Genomic DNA, 16,155 nt, shown 5'->3' with positions numbered 1-16,155 from the left:
CACCGACGGAAGACCACCCCATGCCCACCACCCTTGACCCCGGCTCCACCGTCTTCTTCAAGCTGACCATCGACGGCCAGAACCTCGGCCTGTTCAACGGCTGCGACGGTCTCGCGTCCGAGGTCGAGGTGGAGCAGCGCCAGGAGGGCGGCAACAACGGGTTCGTGTGGCAGCTGCCCACCCGGGTCACGTTCTCCACGATCCGGCTGACCCGGCCGCTGACCGCCGACACCTCCAAGGTCGCCTCCTGGATCTCCTCGCTCGCCACCGGTATCACCCGGCCCACCGCGCAGATCGCGGCGCTGCGCGCCGACGGCTCGATCGTCGCGCAGTGGGGCCTGGTGGAGGTGCTTCCGGTGCGCTGGACGGGCCCGAGCCTCGACCCGGCGAGCCCGAGCGTGGCCACCGAGACCCTGGAGATCGCCCACCACGGCTTCACCGACGCGGGAGGTGCGTGAGCATGGCCGCTCCCGTCGGAGGCAAGGCCGCCAAGGGCCTCTCGCGCGCCACCCTCGCCATCCACCAGCCGCCCACCGACCTGGGCGGCTCCATGGGCGGCAAGATCGGCGAGGTCAAGTTCCAGTTCAACCCGTCGCAGGTGCAGATGGGCCGGTCCGCCAACTGGATCACCACGCCCGCCATTTCCTACAACCGGGGCGCGCCGCCCAAGTTCACCGGCGCCATGCCGGCCTCGCTCCAGCTGGAGGTGTTCCTCGACGCCTCGGGCACGCCCAGCTCCAACACCGTGCAGAGCCAGGTGGAGCTGCTGCTCTCGTGCTGCGAGGTGACGTCGCAGAGCATCAGCGCGAAGGCGCCGTCGCCGCCGTGGGTGGAGTTCAGCTGGGGTTCGTTCTCGACGGTCCAGTTCGTCGCGTACGTCACCAGTGTCAACGCCAACTACACCCTGTTCAGCCCCAACGGCACCCCGCTGCGGGCCACGTGCAGCCTCGCGCTGACCGAGGTCTCCAGCGAGACCAAGCGCCAGAACCCGACCTCGGGCGCCCTCTCCGCGCGCCGGGTGCACCGCACGATCGCCGGGGACACCCTGGCCTCGCTGGCCTGGCGCGAGTACGGCGACGCGACGCAGTGGCGCGTCATCGCCGAGGCCAACGAGATCGACGACCCGATGCGGCTGCGCCCCGGCACCGAGCTGCTTCTTCCCGCTTCCTCGGAGGGCACCACGTGACCGAGAAAACCTTCACCACCGTCCTGCACGTCCAGCTGGGCGGCACCGTGCTGCCCGACGCCCTCGCGCTGCGGCTCGTCGAGGGCTGGGTGGACTCGTCGGTCAACGTGCCGGCCGCCTTCCAGCTCACGTTCAGCGACAAGGACAGCAAGGTCACCACCAAGTTCCCGATGCTGAAGATCGGGGCGAAGGTCGTCATCAGCCCGTTCACCGACGGCAAGCGCGGCGAGCCGATGATGACCGGCGAGGTCACCGCCCTGGAGATGGACTCCGAGCCGGGCGTCGGCCGCCATCTGCTGGTGCGCGGCTACGACCCCGGCCACCGTCTGCTGCGCAACCGCCGCGTCGAGGGCTACCCGAACATGACGGCATCCGACATCGTGCGCCGCATCGCCGGACAGAACGGTCTCAAGATCGGCAAGATCGAGTCGACGCCCACGGTGTACGACCTGGCGACCCAGCCCAACATCACCGACTGGGACTTCCTGTCGCGCCTGGCCGCGGAGAACGACGTGCGTCTGTCGTTCGACAACAAGGGCAAGCTCAACTTCACCGGGCTCGACCCGGCTTCGGGCGCCCCCTCCGACACCACGCCGGCCGCGCAGAGCCCGTACGTCCTGGACTTCGGCGCGAACAACCTGCACAGCCGGGCCACGATGACGGCGGCCGGGCAGGTGCGGAAGGTGAACGTGCGCGGCTGGGACATGCGCACCCGGCAGAAGTTGCAGTCGCCCCAGCCCGCGGTCGACAGCAAGGACATCACCGCCGGCATGAAGCCGGGCCAGGTGACGCTGCCCTTCGGCGCCTCCGAACTCACCGCCACACAGACCCCGTACACCACCCTGTCGCAGGTCACGCACGCCTCGAAGGCCCTGGCCGACGACGTGACGGGCGCCTTCGCCGAGCTGGAGGTCGCCATCACCGGCAACCCCGCGCTCACGCCGGGCACCCCCATCGCCGTGAAGGGCGCGGGTTTCCCCTTCGAGGGCAAGTACACCGCGACCGGTGTGCGCCACGTCTTCGCCTCGGGCGACCTGTACACGACGTGGCTGACCGTCTCGGGCCGCCAGTTCCGTTCGCTGTACGGTCTCGCGTCGGGCGGCACCGACCAGGCGCCCCCGATGCCGGGCGTCGCGGTCGCCCTGGTCACCAACACCAAGGACCCGCTGCGCATGGGCCGGGTCAGGCTGTCGTTCCCGTGGCTGTCCGCGACGTACCAGAGCGACTGGTGCCGGGTCGCGCAGTTCGGCGGCAAGGGCGGCGGAGGGCTGCTGCTGCCCGAGGTCAACGACGAGGTGCTCTGTGCCTTCGACCGTGGCTCTCTCGAGCACCCGTACGTCATCGCCGGGCTCTACAACGGCGTCGACAAGCACACCCGCGAACCCGACAACTATCCGGCCGTCGACCCGACCAGCGGGCAGATCAACTGGCGTTCCCTGACCGGCCGCAGCGGGCACACCGTCGAAATCCTCGAAGAGGGCGGGGCCGCGCGGCTGTCCAGCGGCATCCGGCTGCGCACCGGCAAGGGCCGGCTGCACATCCAGATGAACGAGGCGAAGACCTCGATCACCATCGACAGCAACGGCAGCGTCGAGATCAAGGGCAACCGCAGCGTCGACATCGAGGCGGGCGCCGACCTGTCCCTGAAGGCCGGCGGCATGATCAACATGAAGGCGGGCGGCGCCATCGAGATCGGCGCGGGCATGGGCGTCAACATCGACGCGGGGGCCGAGTTCACCGCGAAGGCCGGTGGCGAGGCGTCCGTCCTCGCGGGCGGCGTGGTGACGGTGGACGCGCTGGGCGAAGTGGTCCTCAACGCCGTCGCCAACACCACGATCAACGGCGGGACCGTCCTCATCAACGGCCTGGGGGGCCTGCTCCTGAACACCCCGGCGGGCATGCCGCTGGCCAACGGCGTACCGGTCCTCTAGGAGAGTCGAGATGAGCGAACACTTCGTCGGGGCCGGCTGGGCCTTCCCGATGCGCACCGAGCCGGGCGGCGGCATCGCCCTGGCCCGGCGCGACCGCGAGATCGAGGAGTCGATGCGCCTGGTGCTGGCCACCGCGCCGGGCGAACGCCCCATGCGCCCCGAATTCGGCTGCGCGGTGCACGACTTGGTGTTCGCGCCCGTCAACGACGCCACCGCCGGGCGCATCCGCTACGAGGTGCGCACCTCGCTCGACCGCTGGGAGCCCAGGATCGAGGTCGAGGACGTCACGGTGACCCCGGCGCCCGACGAGCCGACCGTGCTCCACATCGACGTGCGCTACTCGGTGCGTGGCACCAACAACCCGCGCAGCCTCGTCTTCCCCTTCTATGTGATTCCCTCCGAGGGCGGCGACGAGCCAGGCCCGACGGCCGGCGAAAGCGAACGACACTGATGGCCCTGCCCGCACCCCACCTCGACGACCGCCGTTTCCAGCAGTTCGTCGACGACGCCAAGCGCTACATCCAGCAGCGCTGCCCCGAATGGAGCGACCACAACGTCTCCGACCCGGGTGTCACCCTCATCGAGGCCGTCGCGCACATGGCCGACCAGGTCGTGTACCGGCTCAACCGGGTCCCCGAGAAGAACCAGCTGGCCTTCCTCGACCTGCTGGGCGTCACCCTGTTCCCGCCGTCGGCGGCCAAGGCGTCGGTGACGTTCTGGCTGTCCGCGCCGCAGGCGGAGCCCGTCGTGCTGCCCCGGGGCACCGAGGTCGCCACCGGCCGCACCGAGACCGAGGAGGCCGTGGTCTTCGCCTCCGAGGACGATCTGACGATCGTGCCGTGCGGCCTCTCCCACGTGCTGCGTCAGCCCGCCGCGTCCAAGCCCGAGGACTGCTCGCAGGACGTGCTCGGCGGCACCGACGTGTCGGTGTTCAGCTCCGGCCCGCTCCCCGGCGACGTGCTGCTCTTCGGCCTGTCGGCGGCACTGCCGCACTGCACGGCCGCGCTGCGCCTGGACAGCCGCGTCGACGGTGTCGGCGTCGACCCGCGTCAGCCTCCGCTGGTGTGGGAGGCGTGGACGGCCGACGGCTGGACCGAGTGCGAGGTCGCCGAGGACACCACCGGCGGCCTCAACCGCCCCGGCGAGGTCATCCTGCACATGCCGGCCGCGCACGCCGTCTCCCGCATGGGCGGCCTCGACGCGGGCTGGCTGCGCTGCCGCGTCGTGGAGGCCGCCCCCGGCCAGCCGTTCTACAGCGTGTCGCCGACCGTGCGCGGCGCCTCCGCCTTCACCATCGGCGGCACCACCCGGGTCTCGCACTCCGAGTCGGTGCGTGACGAGTCGCTCGGCGAGTCCGAGGGCGTCCCCGGTCAGCGTCTGATGCTCGCGCACGCGCCCGTCGTCGGCGGCGTTCACCTCGACGTGTCGGCGGGCGAGGGCTGGGAGGAGTGGGAGCGGGTCGACGACTTCGCGGCCTCCACCCCCTTCGACCGTCACTTCACCCTGGACGCGGCCACCGGCGAGATAGCCTTCGGCCCGGCGGTACGCCAACCCGACGGCACCGTACGGCAGTTCGGCGCCGTACCCATCAAGGGCGCCGCCATCCGCGCCGCCCGCTACGGCACCGGCGGCGGCCGCTCCGGCAACGTGGCCCGGGGCGCCATCCAGGTGCTGCGCAGCTCCATCCCGTACGTCTCCCACGTGGAGAACCGGGAGGCCGCGCGCGGCGGTGTCGACGGCGAGACCGTCGAGGAGGCCAAGACGCGGGCGCCGATCGCGCTGCGCGCCCAGGAGCGCGCCGTGACCGCGCGCGACTACGAGGAGCTGGCCCGGCGCGCGGCCCCCGAGACCGCCCGCATCGCCTGCCTGTCGGCGGACGACGTCGAATCGGGTGACAACGCGGTACGGGTCCTGGTCGTCCCGCAGGCCGTGCCCGACCGGGGCGGACGGCTGCGTTTCGAGCAACTGGTGCCCGGCGACGAGCTGTTGGGCCGGGTGACGTCCTTCCTCGACGAGCGCCGCCCGCTGGGCACCCGCCTCGCGGTGGGCCCGCCGTTCTACCAGGGCGTCACCGTCGTCGCGACGCTGCACTCCTTCCGCGCGGCCAAGGCCGACCACGTGCGCGACGAGGCCCTCAACGCGCTGTACTCCTACCTGGACCCGCTGACCGGCGGCGCCCACGGCACGGGCTGGCCCTTCGGCCGGCCGCTGCGCGCCGGCGAGATCTTCGCCGCGCTCCAGCGCGTCCCGGGCGTCGAGCTGGTCGACGAGGTGCTGCTGCACCCGGCGGACCCGCTGTCCGGCCGCAGGGGCGACGCGACGGACCGCATCGAACTCTCCCCGTCCGCGCTCCTGTTCCCCTTCGACCACCGCGTCCGCGTCATCGAGGCCCGATGAGCGCGCGCGGATCCGTCGACGACCTGGCGTCCTCGCACCCGCTGGGCGTCCAGCTGCCCGCGGTGTACGCCGACGACGACTTCGCCCAGCGTTTCGTCGAGGGCCTCGACGTGGTCCTGGCCCCGCTGTTCAACGTGCTCGACTGCCTGGAGGCCTACTTCGACCCGGCGCTGGCCCCCGAGGACTTCGTGGACTGGCTCACCAGCTGGGTCGGCACGGAACTCGACGGCACCGAGTCCCTGGAGCTGCGCCGGCACGCCGTGGCCACCGCTGTCTCGCTGCACCGGGTGCGCGGCACCGCGCTGGGCCTCTCGCGCGCCGTCGAGCTGGCCTTCGGGGTGCGCCCCCGGATCACCGAGAGCGGCGGCGCGTCCTGGTCGGCCCGCCCGCTCGGCCCCTTTCCCGGCGAGTCCCGCGCCTCTCTGCGGGTGACCCTCGAAGTCGCCGACCCGTCCAGCGTCGACCCCTACCGCCTCCAGGCGGTGGTGGCGGCGGCCCGCCCCGCGCACCTCCCTTTCACGGCCGAGGTATCCGCTCGCAAGACCCCCTCCCACGAAGGGAACTGACCTTTCATGTCCACCCCGGCCATGGTCCCCTGCCCCGACTGCGGCACCCCGGCACGCGCCACCGGCCAGTCGTTCTGCGACTCCTGCGGAGCCTTCCTGCGCTGGACCGCCCCGGCCGGCCGGCCCGCGGCCGACGCCGCCGCGCCCGAGCCCGAGCCCACAGCCGAGCCGGCCCGGCCGGCCGAGAAGCCGGCCGCGCGGAGCATCGCGCCCGACGACCCCACACCGCCCGCCGGCACCCCCGTCGTCGGGCCGGACGCGGCCCGCCCCGAGGAGCCGCCGGCCGGGGACGCGTCCGGCCGGCCGGACGCGGCGACCGTCCCCACGCCCGCCGTCGCCGACGACGCACGGGACACCGGCGCGCTGCCCGAGGCGCGCGCCACCTCGGCGACCGACGCCGCGCGGGCCCTGCTCGTACCGGTGCAGGAGCCGTCGGCGCCCCGGCCCCGCGAGACGCCCGGCACGGTCCTGCCCGGACGCCCCGAGGCGGCCCGCCCCCGCGTCCGCCCCTCGATGCCGGCCCCGGCCCCGGAGAACGGCACCCCCTGCCCGGCCTGCTCCACCCCCAACCACCAGCACCGCACCTTCTGCCGCAGCTGCGCCACCCCGCTCGGCCCGCGCCGCGAGGACACGGCGACGGGCCCGTACGCGGGTCAGCGCCCGCCGCTGCACCGGGACCGTAAGCGCTGGATCGCGCGCGCCCTGGTGGCGGCGGCCGTGGTGGCGCTGATCGTGGGCGGCGTGTTCGGCGGGCCCCCGGCGGCCCGCGCGGTACAGGACCACTTCGCCAAGCGCGTGGCCGTCCACCCGACCTCCTGGTCGGCGTCGCACTGGGACCCGAAGCACGCCCCGGGCCTGGCCGGCGACAGCTACTCCAACACCTGGTGGGGCAGCGGGTACGCGGGCGACGCCCAGGGCACCTACCTGGAGGCGACCTTCGGCCAGCCGACCGACCTGCTGGCCCTGCTGATCACCCCGGGCACGTCGAAGCGCGCGGGCCAGCAGTCGGAGCAGGCGAGGCCGCAGGAGTTCGACCTGGTGGTGACCGACACGAGCGGCAAGCAGCACGTCTCGCACCGGTCGATCAACGACGGCGGTGTCCAGCGCATCGACGTCCGGGTCCGCGACGCGGCCTCGGTCCGCATCATCCTGCGCTCGGCCTTCGGCGCGGCCAAGGACAAGCAGGTGGCCATCGCGGAGGTGGAGTTCTTCGCCCGCTCGAAGACCTGATTCCCGGTCCGCGCATGCCCACGCCCCCTGCCCCCTCACCGGGGCCGGGGGCGTCGGCGTGCGCGGACCGGCGCCCGGCACGCCGGGCCCGGGTGCCCACGTGAACGGGCTTGTGGGCGGCCGGGGTTGATCGGCTAGCGTGCTGACGCATGAGTGACGTGGACGCATGGCTGGACGACACCCGGACCTCCTACGACACGGTCGCCGCGAGCTACGCCGACCAGTTGCGCGAGGCCCTCGCGGGGGAGCCGTATCTGCGGGCGGTGCTCGCGCTGTTCGCGGAGCTGGTACGGGACGCCGGGGGCGGGCCCGTCGCGGACGTGGGCTGCGGGCCCGGTCATGTCACCGCGCATCTGGTCGAGTTGGGCGTCGATGCCTTCGGCGTCGACCTCTCTCCCGGCATGATCGCCGTGGCCCGGCGCGACCACCCCGGGCTGCGGTTCGAGGTGGGCTCCATGACGGAGCTCCCCCTCGCCGACGCCTCGGTCACCGCCGCCCTCGCGTTCTGGTCCCTGGTCCACATCCCGGACGACGCGGTCCCCACCGTCTTCGCCGAGTTCCGCCGGGTCATGCCGCCGGGCGCCCCGCTGCTGCTCGGCTTCCACATGGGCGACGGGACCCGCCTGAAGACCCGGGGCTACGGCGGCCACGCGATGAAGGTCCACATCCATCTGCGCCGCCCCGACCGGGTGACGGCCTGGCTGCGGGAGGCCGGGTTCACGGTCGAGGCCGAGTTCCTGCTGGACCTCGACGAGCGACTGCCCGGAGCGGTCCTGTTCGCGCGCCGGGAGGGGTAGGCCCCGCGCCGTGAATGCGCCCTGTGGCTCGGCGGGTTGGCGCGGCGCCCCGCGTCACTCCCCGCACAGCCGCGCCAGCGCCTCCCGGCTCTCCTCGTCCGCCGCGCGGAAGAGCAACAGCCGCTGATCCGGATCGTGCAGCGGTGCCAGCACTTCCCCGCGCAGCGCCAGCGGGCCCGCCTCGGGATGGCGCATCACCTTGTGGCCGCGGCCACCGGCCGTGATGTCCCGCTCGGCCCACAGGCGCGCGAACTCCCCGTCCATCGTGCGCAGTTCGGTGATCAGCCCGGTCAGCTCCCGGTCCTGCGGATGGGCGGCCCACGCCGCACGCAGATGGGCGATGCCCTCCCGTACGACCTGCTCCCGGTCCACGTAGCGCTCGCGGATGTCCGGGTGCGCCAGACACAGCCGCATCGCGTTGCGCCGCGCCGGCGGCAGAGCGCCGAAGTCCAGGAACAGCGCCGCCATTTCGCGGTTCCAGGCCAGGATGTCGTAACGGTGGTTGAGGAGCATGGCCGGCAGCGGCGACAGGTCGGCGACCAGCTGGGCCAGGGGCGGCGCCGCGGTGGTCGCGGGCTCGTCGGCGGTACGGGGGCGCTGCTGGGCCAGGTCGAAGAGGTAGGCGCGTTCGACGGGGGCCAGGCGCAGCGCACGGGCCAGGGCTTCGAGCACGTCCGCCGAGGGCCGCAGCCCGCGCGCCTGTTCGAGGCGTACGACGTAGTCGACGCTGACCCCGGCCAGTTCGGCCACCTCCTCGCGGCGCAGACCCGGGGTCCGACGGGTCTGCCTGCGCGCGGGCAGACCCAGGGCGCCCGGGTCGAGCCGTTCGCGCCGGGTCCGCAGGAACACGGCCAGCTCCTGTGTCGCGTCCACGGCGGAGATCGTCATGCCGGGTCCAACAGCCAGGGTAGGACCGCTGTTCCCAGGATGGTCCTTCCCTTATTCCCGGCTCACGGGGGTCGCAGGGTTGTTCTCGACGACGGATCCGGGCAACGGGTCCGCCACGACCACAGGAGAACACCATGTCGCTCACGCTCGACACCTACCGGCTGCTGGGCCGCTCCGGGCTGCGGGTCTCACCGCTGGCGCTCGGCACGGCGACGTTCGGCACCGAGTGGGGCTGGGGCGCCGCGGAGGACGAGGCGCGCCGGCTGTTCGACCGCTACGTCGAGCACGGCGGCAACTTCATCGACACCGCCACCACCTACACCGAGGGCAGTTCCGAGCGTCTGCTCGGCGCCTTCGCCCGCCGGCGCCGCGAGGGCCTGGTGCTCGCCACGAAGTACTCGACGCTGCGCCGCCCGGACGACCCCAACTCCGGCGGCCCGCACCGCAAGAGCCTGTTCGCGTCGGTGGAATCCAGCCTGCGGCGTCTGAACACGGACTACATCGACCTGCTCTATCTGCACGTGTGGGACTTCTCGACGCCGGTCGAGGAGATCCTGCGCGGCCTGGACGACCTGGTCCGGCAGGGCAAGGTCCTGTACGTGGCGATGTCCAACGTCCCGGCGTGGCAGGTGTCGCGGATGCAGGCCATCGCCGAGCTGCGCGGCTGGTCGCCGCTGGTCGCGCTCCAGATCGAGTACAGCCTGGCCGAACGCACCGGGGAGCGCGATCTGATCCCGATGGCCCGCGAGATGGGGCTCGGCGTGGTGCCGTACTCGCCGCTCGCGGGCGGGCTGCTCAGCGGAAAGTACAGGCGCTCCGACCTGGCCGGCGAGCCCGCCGCGTCGGAGGGGAGCACCCGCAAGAGCTTCAACGCGGCCCTGGGCATGGTGACCGAGCGCACCCTCGGTATCGCGGACGTCGTGAAGGACGTGGCCACGGAGCTCGGCCGCACCCCCGCGCAGGTGGGGCTGGCCTGGACGCTGCACAACCCCGCCGTGACGGCGCCCGTCATCGGTGCCCGCACGCTCGCGCAGCTGGACGACAATCTGGGCGCCCTCGACACCGGCCTCACCGCCGCCCAGCTGTCCCGGCTCGACGCGGCCGGGGCGATCGGTCCGGGCATCCCGCACGCCTACCTCGCCGGTGACCACGGCCGCGGGGCGACACGGGGCGACCTGAAGATCCAGCTCCGCGCCTGAATCCCGGCCCGCCGGTCCGCGGCGCCGCTCGCGCGGGCCGCGAACGCGTCCGGCCCCCGGGGCATGTGCCCCGGGGGCCGGACAAGGACCGGTTCGGCCACCGGCTTACCGGCTTACCGGGCTGGGGACTACGCCTGCTTGTCCGCCACCGGCTTGCGCAGCGCGATGTTCAGCTCGCGCAGACGCGTCTCGTCGAGCTCGGTCGGCGCGCCCATCATCAGGTCCTGCGCGTTGCCGTTCAGCGGGAACGCGATGGTCTCCCGGATGTTCGGCTCGTCGGCGAGCAGCATCACCATGCGGTCGACGCCCGGCGCGATGCCGCCGTGCGGCGGGGCGCCGAGGCGGAACGCCTTGAGCATGCCGCCGAACTCGCGCTCCACGGTCTCCCGGTCGTAGCCCGCGATCTCGAACGCCTTGAACATGATCTCGGGCTCGTGGTTGCGGATCGCGCCCGAGGACAGCTCGATGCCGTTGCAGACGATGTCGTACTGCCAGCCGAGGACGTCCAGGGGGTCCTGGCTCTCCAGGGCCTCCAGGCCGCCCTGCGGCATGGAGAACGGGTTGTGCGAGAAGTCGATCCTGCCGGTCTCCTCGTCCTTCTCGTACATCGGGAAGTCGACGATCCAGCAGAACCGGAACACGCCCTCCTCGAAGTGCCCGGCGCGCTTCGCGGCCTCGACGCGCACGCCCGACATGATCTTGGAGACCTCGTCGAACTCGCCCGCGCCGAAGAACACCGCGTGCCCGGCGGCGAGGCCGAGGCGCTCGGTGAGGACCTTGACGTTCTCCTCGGTGAGGAACTTCGCGATCGGGCCGGACAGCGACCCGTCCTCGGCGACCCGCACCCAGGCCAGGCCCTGCGCGCCGAGCGAGACGGCGTACTCGCCGAGCCCGTCGAAGAACTTGCGGGACTGCCCGGCCACGTCCGGCACCGGCAGGGCGCGCACGTGCTTGCCGGCGAACGCCTTGAACGCCGATCCCTCGAACACGTCCGTGATGTCGGTGAGTTCGAGCTTGGCACGCAGGTCGGGCTTGTCGTTGCCGTACTTCAGCATCGACTCGCGGAACGGGATCCGCGGGAAGGGGGAGGTGACGTGGCGGCCGCCGCCGAACTCCTCGAAGAGCTCGGTCATGAGCTTCTCGATGGGCTGGAAGACGTCCTCCTGCTCGACGAAGCTCATCTCGACGTCGAGCTGGTAGAACTCGCCCGGCGAGCGGTCCGCGCGGGCGTCCTCGTCGCGGAAGCAGGGCGCGATCTGGAAGTACCGGTCGAAGCCGGAGATCATGAGCAGCTGCTTGAACTGCTGCGGCGCCTGCGGCAGCGCGTAGAACTTGCCCGGGTTCAGGCGGGAGGGGACGACGAAGTCGCGGGCGCCCTCGGGGGAGGTCGCGGCCAGGATGGGCGTCGCCATCTCGTTGAAGCCGAGCGCGACCATCTTCGAGCGGATCGAGGCGATCACGGCGCTGCGCAGCATGATGTTGCGGTGCATGCGCTCGCGGCGCAGGTCCAGGAAGCGGTACTCCAGGCGCCGCTCCTCGTTGACCCCGTCCTCGGCGTTGATCGTGAAGGGCAGCGGCGCGGCGGCGCCGAGCACCTCGACCTCACCGACCTCGATCTCGATCTCACCGGTCGCCAGCTCACCGTTGACGTTCTCGGCGCCGCGCGAGACGACCTTGCCGTCCACGCGGACGACGGTCTCCTTGGACAGCTTGTCCAGGGCCTCCGCGCCGGCCGTGCCGGGCCGGGCGACCAGCTGGGTGATGCCGTAGTGGTCCCGCAGGTCGATGAAGAGAATGCCGCCCAGGTCTCGGCGATTGTGCAGCCAGCCGCTCAGCCGGACGTCGCCGCCGACGTCGGAGGCGCGGAGCTCGCCGCAGGTGTGGGACCGGTACCGGTGCATCATTCATCCAATTCTTCGCGCGACGGCGCGACTCTTCGCGAGATTCTTCGCGAGACAGGCGGGAATCAACGGGTTCAGGTTACCGCCCGGTGCGGGGCCGCCCTTCGGTGGCGGCGAGTCCCGGGATCTTCTTAAATAGGGGCAATGCGCACAGAGGACGTCCTGGCCGCTATCGCGACTGGCCTGTGGCGCTGGGACAACGCCTCCGGGACGGTCACCCTCGACGCCGAGGCCGCCCGGCTCCTCGGGCTGCCCGCGCGTCCCGCCACCCTGACGGAGGCATCCGCACGCTCCCGTTTCCACCCGGTCGACTGGAACGAGGTCGACGGCATCGTGCACCTCGCCCTCGCCGAGGGCACCCTCGCCGAGGTCCGGCTGCGGATCATGGACGAGCACGGCCGCGTCCTGCGTACGGTGCGCAGCCGCTCCAAGCCCATGCTCAACGGCGACACCTACATGCTCATCGGCACCATCCAGGAGGTCGCCGAGCCCCAGCCCGGCACCACCGCAGCACATCCCTCCATCACCGGCGACTGGCGGCGCTCGCGCGAGGCGTTCCTGCTCGACGCGGGGCGCGCGCTCGCCGAGGCCCGCTCCACGTCCGAGGTGCTGCGGGTCGCCGCCTCGCTGTCCATGCCGGGGTTCTCGCCGGACGGCCTCGCCGTGTTCGGGGTGGCCGGCGAGCGGCTGACGATCATCGGGCACCACGGGCACAACCCGGGGGACGACGGCCCGTTCGCGGACATGGCGCTCGACACGGACTATCCGGCCGCCGACGTCGTACGCAACGGGCGGGCGATCTATCTGCCGAGCCCGCAGGAGTACCGGCGCCGCTTCCCCGCCACCTGGCCGATGGCGCAGCGCTTCGACCGGCAGTCGTGGGCGTTCGTCCCGCTGATCGTGGCCGGCCACACCATCGGCGCGTGGATGGCCGCGTTCAAGCATCCCGTCGCCTTCACCCCCGACGAGCGCTCGGTCCTCACCACGGTGGCCCGCATGCTCGCCCAGGCCCTGGCGAGGGCGGGCGAGGCGGAGGACGAGCGCGAGTTCTCGCTCGGCCTGCAACGCTCCATGATGCCGACGCTCGGCCCCGAGATCCCCGGCATGACGGTCGCCGCCCGCTATGTGCCGACCGGCGGTGGCCTCCAGGTCGGCGGCGACTGGTACGACATGATCCCGCTGCCCGGCGGCGGCTCCGCCACGGACAACGGCGGTGGGCGCTTCGCGCTGGTCATCGGCGACGTGCAGGGCCACGACGTGCGGGCGGCCGGCCTCATGGGCCAGCTACGGATCGCGCTGCGCGCGTATGCGAGCGAGGGCCACAGCCCCGACGCGGTCCTCTCGCGCGCCTCCCGCTTCCTGTACGGGATCACCGAGTCGTACGGGCTGCCCGAGCCGTCGGGCGACGGGTACGAGGACAACGCGCCGCGCTTCGCGACCTGCCTCTACATCGAGGTCGACCCGGCCACCGGCACCCTCGACATCGCGCGGGCCGGCCACCCCGACCCGGTGATCCGCACCGCCGACGGCACCGCCCTGATCCGCTCGACCGCGGGCGGCCTCCCGCTCGGCATCGAGGCGGACTCCGACTACCCGACCACCCGGCTCGTCCTGGACCCCGACGAGACGATCATGATCTGCACGGACGGTCTGATCGAGACCGGCGGGCACGACATGGCGAGCGGCTGGACGCGGCTGCGCCCGGTCCTGGAGATGCACACCGGCGACAGCCTGGAACAGCTCGCCGACGAGCTGGTCCAGGCCGTGCACGGCCCCTCCTCGCACCACACCACGGGCCCGCTCGTGGACCGCCGCGAGGACGACATCGCGCTGCTGCTCCTGCGCCGCAACGACGTCGCCGCGTCCGCGGGGGCCGCCCCGCCCGACGTGGTCCGGCGCACCGCCCTGACCGTCGCCCAGGCCGAGCCCCAGCAGATCGCGGGCGCCCGCAGGCAGCTGCGCGAGCTCCTGCACGACTGGGCGGACGAGGAGCAGGTCGACTCGGCGGTCCTGATGATCTCCGAGATGATCACCAACGTCCTGGTCCACACCGACGGGGACGCCCTCCTGGTGGCCGAGGCCAGGGGCCCCCTGGGCACCCGCCGCCTGCGCGTCGAGGTGGCCGACGCCAGCGACGAACTCCCCCACCGGCGCCGCCCCGGCGAAATGGCATCGAGCGGCCGCGGCCTGATCCTGATGGAGATGCTGGCGGACGCGTGGGGAGTCGACCCGCGGGGCGACGGCAAGTCGATCTGGTTCGAGCTCTACGAGTCCGGGCCCGCCGGGGCGGACAACCCGGGGGGCTGACCTCCGCCCGCCCCCGCGCCGGGCGGCCCGCCGCCGGCCCCCTCCCGGGTCGCGCCCCCACCGAAGCCGGGCTCGCCCCCACTCCCGTACCGCTTGCGCACCTCCCCCAGGACCCCGAACGCGGCCGCCGCGACCGGTACCGCGAGCAGCATGCCGACCAGGCCCGCTACGTCCGCGCCCGCGGTCAGCGCGATCATGATCATCGCGGGGTGCATCTGGACGGTGCGGCTCTGGATGACGGGCTGGAGGATGTGCCCTTCGAGCTGCTGCACGGCGAGCACGATCCCGAGGGTCCACAGCGCGGTGCCGAACCCGCGGTCGGCGAGCGCCACCAGGACGGCCACCGCGCCGGACACGAAGGCGCCCAGGTAGGGGATGTACGCGCCGATGAAGACCAGCGCGCCGAGCCCGATGGCGCCGGGCACCCTCAGGATGAGCAGCCCGACCGTGATGCAGACGGCGTCGATGAGGGCGATGAGCGTGGTCCCCCGCATGAACCCCTCGACCGCCTCGAAGGCGCGCCGCGCCATCGCCTCCACGGTGTCGCCCGCGCCGCGCGGCGCCACCGCGTGGGCGAGGCCCACGGCCCGGTCGGAGTCCTTGAGGAAGAAGAAGGTCAGCAGCAGCGCGAGCACGCTGGTGGCGATGAGCGTGCCCAGCAGGCTGAGCCCCTGGAGCACCCCGCCGGCCGCGCTCGCCCCGAACTTGGACAGCAGCTGCTTGGCGTTGTCGGCGATGTTGGTGACGCCGTCCCCGCCGGCCACCCCGAAGTGGTCGGCCACCCACTGTCCGGCCTGCTTGAGCGAGGCGAGGATCTGGTCCCCGGTGTCGATGAGCGCGCTGACCACGACGTACCCGGCGCCGCCGACCACCGCCACGAGTGCGACGCAGGTGAGCCCCGCCGCGAGCGAGCGCCGCAGCCCCAGGCGGACCAGCCACCGGTGTACGGGCCCGAGCAGCGCGGTGCCGAGGAGGGCGAGCAGCACGGGCGTGACGGCCGTCTTGAACGCGGCGCACAGCCACACCCCCACCCCGACGACCCCGGCGACGAGCAGCACGACGGCGCACCAGGCGGCGATGCGACGGGCGGCTTCGGGCAGCAGGTGCCTGGACGTCTCCACCCGGCCAGCCGACCACGCGCGCGCCCGCCGCACCTCCCGGGCGGTCCACACGGGTGACGCCCCGTCAGCACACGGTCCCGGCGGCATCACCAAGGGGCGCCCCGGGAAAGGGAGTTGACGCCTACCATCGCAGAGGGAACCCAGGACGAGAACGAAAAGTACGGGGGTGCGGGGCATGGGCGCGGAGGATCTGGTCCAGAGCGCGGGTACGACGGTCGTGGCGCTGATGGCCACGGACGCCTGGCAGACCACGCGCGCGGGCATCGTCGCGCTGTGGCGCCGGGTGCGCCCGGTGCAGGCCGACGAGATCGAGCTGGCGCTGGGCGAGACGCGCGAGGAGATCCTCGCCGCCCGGCGGGCCGGGGACGAGGACGGCGTCCACGACCTGGAGCGCGACTGGTGGCGCCGCCTGGCCCGCCTCCTCGCCGCCGACCCCGAGGCCGCCCGCGAGCTGGAAACCCTCCTCGCCGAAGCCCGAGCGTCCTTGCCCCCCGAGGACCGCCCGGCCCTCTCCGCCGTCCACCTCCAGGCCAGGGCGTCGGGCAACGCACGGGTCTACCAGGCGGGGCGGGACCAGTACAACGGGCGTACGGGGCGGGGCGATTGACGCGCGGCACACGTCATGGGGGCCG

14 protein-coding genes are annotated in these 16,155 nt (G+C 72.8%); 11 read left to right on the top strand and 3 right to left on the bottom strand.

Going from position 1 to position 16,155, the window contains the following annotated elements; all coding sequences use genetic code 11:
- Positions 1 to 20: 20 nt before the first annotated feature.
- The 8 genes from OG432_RS17455 (at position 21) to OG432_RS17420 (ending at position 8,107) form a co-directional block, all read left to right on the top strand.
- On the top strand, positions 21 to 458 hold the full coding sequence (locus OG432_RS17455) for a phage tail protein (protein ID WP_267058993.1): 438 nt from the start codon (positions 21 to 23) through the stop codon (positions 456 to 458).
- A 2-nt stretch (positions 459 to 460) separates the two neighbouring features.
- Positions 461 to 1,186 (top strand): CIS tube protein, encoded by a 726-nt coding sequence (locus tag OG432_RS17450; RefSeq protein ID WP_328311864.1) that lies wholly within the window; start codon positions 461 to 463, stop codon positions 1,184 to 1,186.
- The gene (locus tag OG432_RS17445; protein ID WP_328311863.1) at positions 1,183 to 3,117 is read left to right on the top strand and encodes a VgrG-related protein; all 1,935 of its coding nucleotides are present in this window, start codon (positions 1,183 to 1,185) and stop codon (positions 3,115 to 3,117) included. The genes OG432_RS17450 and OG432_RS17445 overlap by 4 nt, the downstream gene beginning before the upstream one ends.
- A gap of 10 nt (positions 3,118 to 3,127) precedes the next feature.
- A complete protein-coding gene (locus tag OG432_RS17440) occupies positions 3,128 to 3,568 on the top strand; it encodes a GPW/gp25 family protein (protein WP_120722519.1) in 441 nt (146 codons plus the stop codon).
- Positions 3,568 to 5,514: a putative baseplate assembly protein gene (locus tag OG432_RS17435; protein WP_328311862.1), complete on the top strand. Its 1,947-nt coding sequence runs from the start codon at positions 3,568 to 3,570 to the stop codon at positions 5,512 to 5,514. The genes OG432_RS17440 and OG432_RS17435 overlap by 1 nt, the downstream gene beginning before the upstream one ends.
- The gene (locus tag OG432_RS17430) at positions 5,511 to 6,080 is read left to right on the top strand and encodes a phage tail protein (protein ID WP_328311861.1); all 570 of its coding nucleotides are present in this window, start codon (positions 5,511 to 5,513) and stop codon (positions 6,078 to 6,080) included. Before OG432_RS17435 ends, OG432_RS17430 begins: the two co-directional genes overlap by 4 nt.
- 6 nt (positions 6,081 to 6,086) lie before the next feature.
- Positions 6,087 to 7,310 (top strand): zinc ribbon domain-containing protein, encoded by a 1,224-nt coding sequence (locus OG432_RS17425; RefSeq protein ID WP_328311860.1) that lies wholly within the window; start codon positions 6,087 to 6,089, stop codon positions 7,308 to 7,310.
- 149 nt (positions 7,311 to 7,459) lie between these two features.
- Positions 7,460 to 8,107 carry a class I SAM-dependent methyltransferase gene (locus OG432_RS17420; RefSeq protein WP_328311859.1) on the top strand — a complete coding sequence of 216 codons (648 nt, stop codon included), beginning with the start codon at positions 7,460 to 7,462 and terminating at the stop codon, positions 8,105 to 8,107.
- A 54-nt stretch (positions 8,108 to 8,161) separates the two neighbouring features.
- Here OG432_RS17420 and OG432_RS17415 read toward each other — a convergent pair whose 3' ends face one another.
- Entirely contained in the window at positions 8,162 to 8,995 is an 834-nt protein-coding gene (locus tag OG432_RS17415; RefSeq protein WP_328311858.1) for a helix-turn-helix transcriptional regulator, read from the bottom strand.
- A 134-nt stretch (positions 8,996 to 9,129) separates the two neighbouring features.
- Between OG432_RS17415 and OG432_RS17410 the strand changes: the two genes are divergently transcribed.
- On the top strand, positions 9,130 to 10,194 hold the full coding sequence (locus OG432_RS17410; RefSeq protein ID WP_328311857.1) for an aldo/keto reductase: 1,065 nt from the start codon (positions 9,130 to 9,132) through the stop codon (positions 10,192 to 10,194).
- A 128-nt stretch (positions 10,195 to 10,322) separates the two neighbouring features.
- Here OG432_RS17410 and aspS read toward each other — a convergent pair whose 3' ends face one another.
- A complete protein-coding gene (aspS, locus tag OG432_RS17405) occupies positions 10,323 to 12,095 on the bottom strand; it encodes an aspartate--tRNA ligase (protein WP_328315138.1) in 1,773 nt (590 codons plus the stop codon).
- A gap of 144 nt (positions 12,096 to 12,239) precedes the next feature.
- Between aspS and OG432_RS17400 the strand changes: the two genes are divergently transcribed.
- Positions 12,240 to 14,402, top strand: coding sequence for an ATP-binding SpoIIE family protein phosphatase (locus OG432_RS17400; protein ID WP_328311856.1), 2,163 nt, complete (start codon positions 12,240 to 12,242; stop codon positions 14,400 to 14,402).
- On the opposite strand, the gene OG432_RS17395 is transcribed toward OG432_RS17400, so the two are convergent.
- Positions 14,360 to 15,523 carry an AI-2E family transporter gene (locus OG432_RS17395; RefSeq protein WP_328311855.1) on the bottom strand — a complete coding sequence of 388 codons (1,164 nt, stop codon included), beginning with the start codon at positions 15,521 to 15,523 and terminating at the stop codon, positions 14,360 to 14,362. The two genes, OG432_RS17400 and OG432_RS17395, sit on opposite strands and share 43 nt — an antisense overlap.
- 175 nt (positions 15,524 to 15,698) lie before the next feature.
- On the opposite strand from OG432_RS17395, the gene OG432_RS17390 reads away from it, so the two are divergent.
- Complete coding sequence (locus tag OG432_RS17390; protein ID WP_328311854.1) at positions 15,699 to 16,130, top strand: hypothetical protein; 432 nt, start codon at positions 15,699 to 15,701, stop codon at positions 16,128 to 16,130.
- Positions 16,131 to 16,155: the final 25 nt, after the last annotated feature.

The sequence above is a fragment of the Streptomyces sp. NBC_00442 genome (genome assembly GCF_036014195.1).
Classification (GTDB): Bacteria; Actinomycetota; Actinomycetes; order Streptomycetales; family Streptomycetaceae; genus Streptomyces.
Note: the sequence above shows the minus strand (reverse complement) of the source record. Positions and strands in the feature narration are given on the sequence as shown.

Coding starts and splice junctions, on each gene's coding strand:
- OG432_RS17410 (WP_328311857.1), top strand. CDS start 9,130: ATGTCGCTCACGCTCGACACCTACCGGCTGCTGGGCCGCTCCGGGCTG.
- OG432_RS17400 (WP_328311856.1), top strand. CDS start 12,240: ATGCGCACAGAGGACGTCCTGGCCGCTATCGCGACTGGCCTGTGGCGC.
- OG432_RS17430 (WP_328311861.1), top strand. CDS start 5,511: ATGAGCGCGCGCGGATCCGTCGACGACCTGGCGTCCTCGCACCCGCTG.
- OG432_RS17425 (WP_328311860.1), top strand. CDS start 6,087: ATGTCCACCCCGGCCATGGTCCCCTGCCCCGACTGCGGCACCCCGGCA.
- OG432_RS17440 (WP_120722519.1), top strand. CDS start 3,128: ATGAGCGAACACTTCGTCGGGGCCGGCTGGGCCTTCCCGATGCGCACC.
- OG432_RS17435 (WP_328311862.1), top strand. CDS start 3,568: ATGGCCCTGCCCGCACCCCACCTCGACGACCGCCGTTTCCAGCAGTTC.
- OG432_RS17390 (WP_328311854.1), top strand. CDS start 15,699: ATGGGCGCGGAGGATCTGGTCCAGAGCGCGGGTACGACGGTCGTGGCG.
- OG432_RS17450 (WP_328311864.1), top strand. CDS start 461: ATGGCCGCTCCCGTCGGAGGCAAGGCCGCCAAGGGCCTCTCGCGCGCC.
- OG432_RS17415 (WP_328311858.1), bottom strand. CDS start 8,995: ATGACGATCTCCGCCGTGGACGCGACACAGGAGCTGGCCGTGTTCCTG.
- OG432_RS17455 (WP_267058993.1), top strand. CDS start 21: ATGCCCACCACCCTTGACCCCGGCTCCACCGTCTTCTTCAAGCTGACC.
- aspS (WP_328315138.1), bottom strand. CDS start 12,095: ATGCACCGGTACCGGTCCCACACCTGCGGCGAGCTCCGCGCCTCCGAC.
- OG432_RS17420 (WP_328311859.1), top strand. CDS start 7,460: ATGAGTGACGTGGACGCATGGCTGGACGACACCCGGACCTCCTACGAC.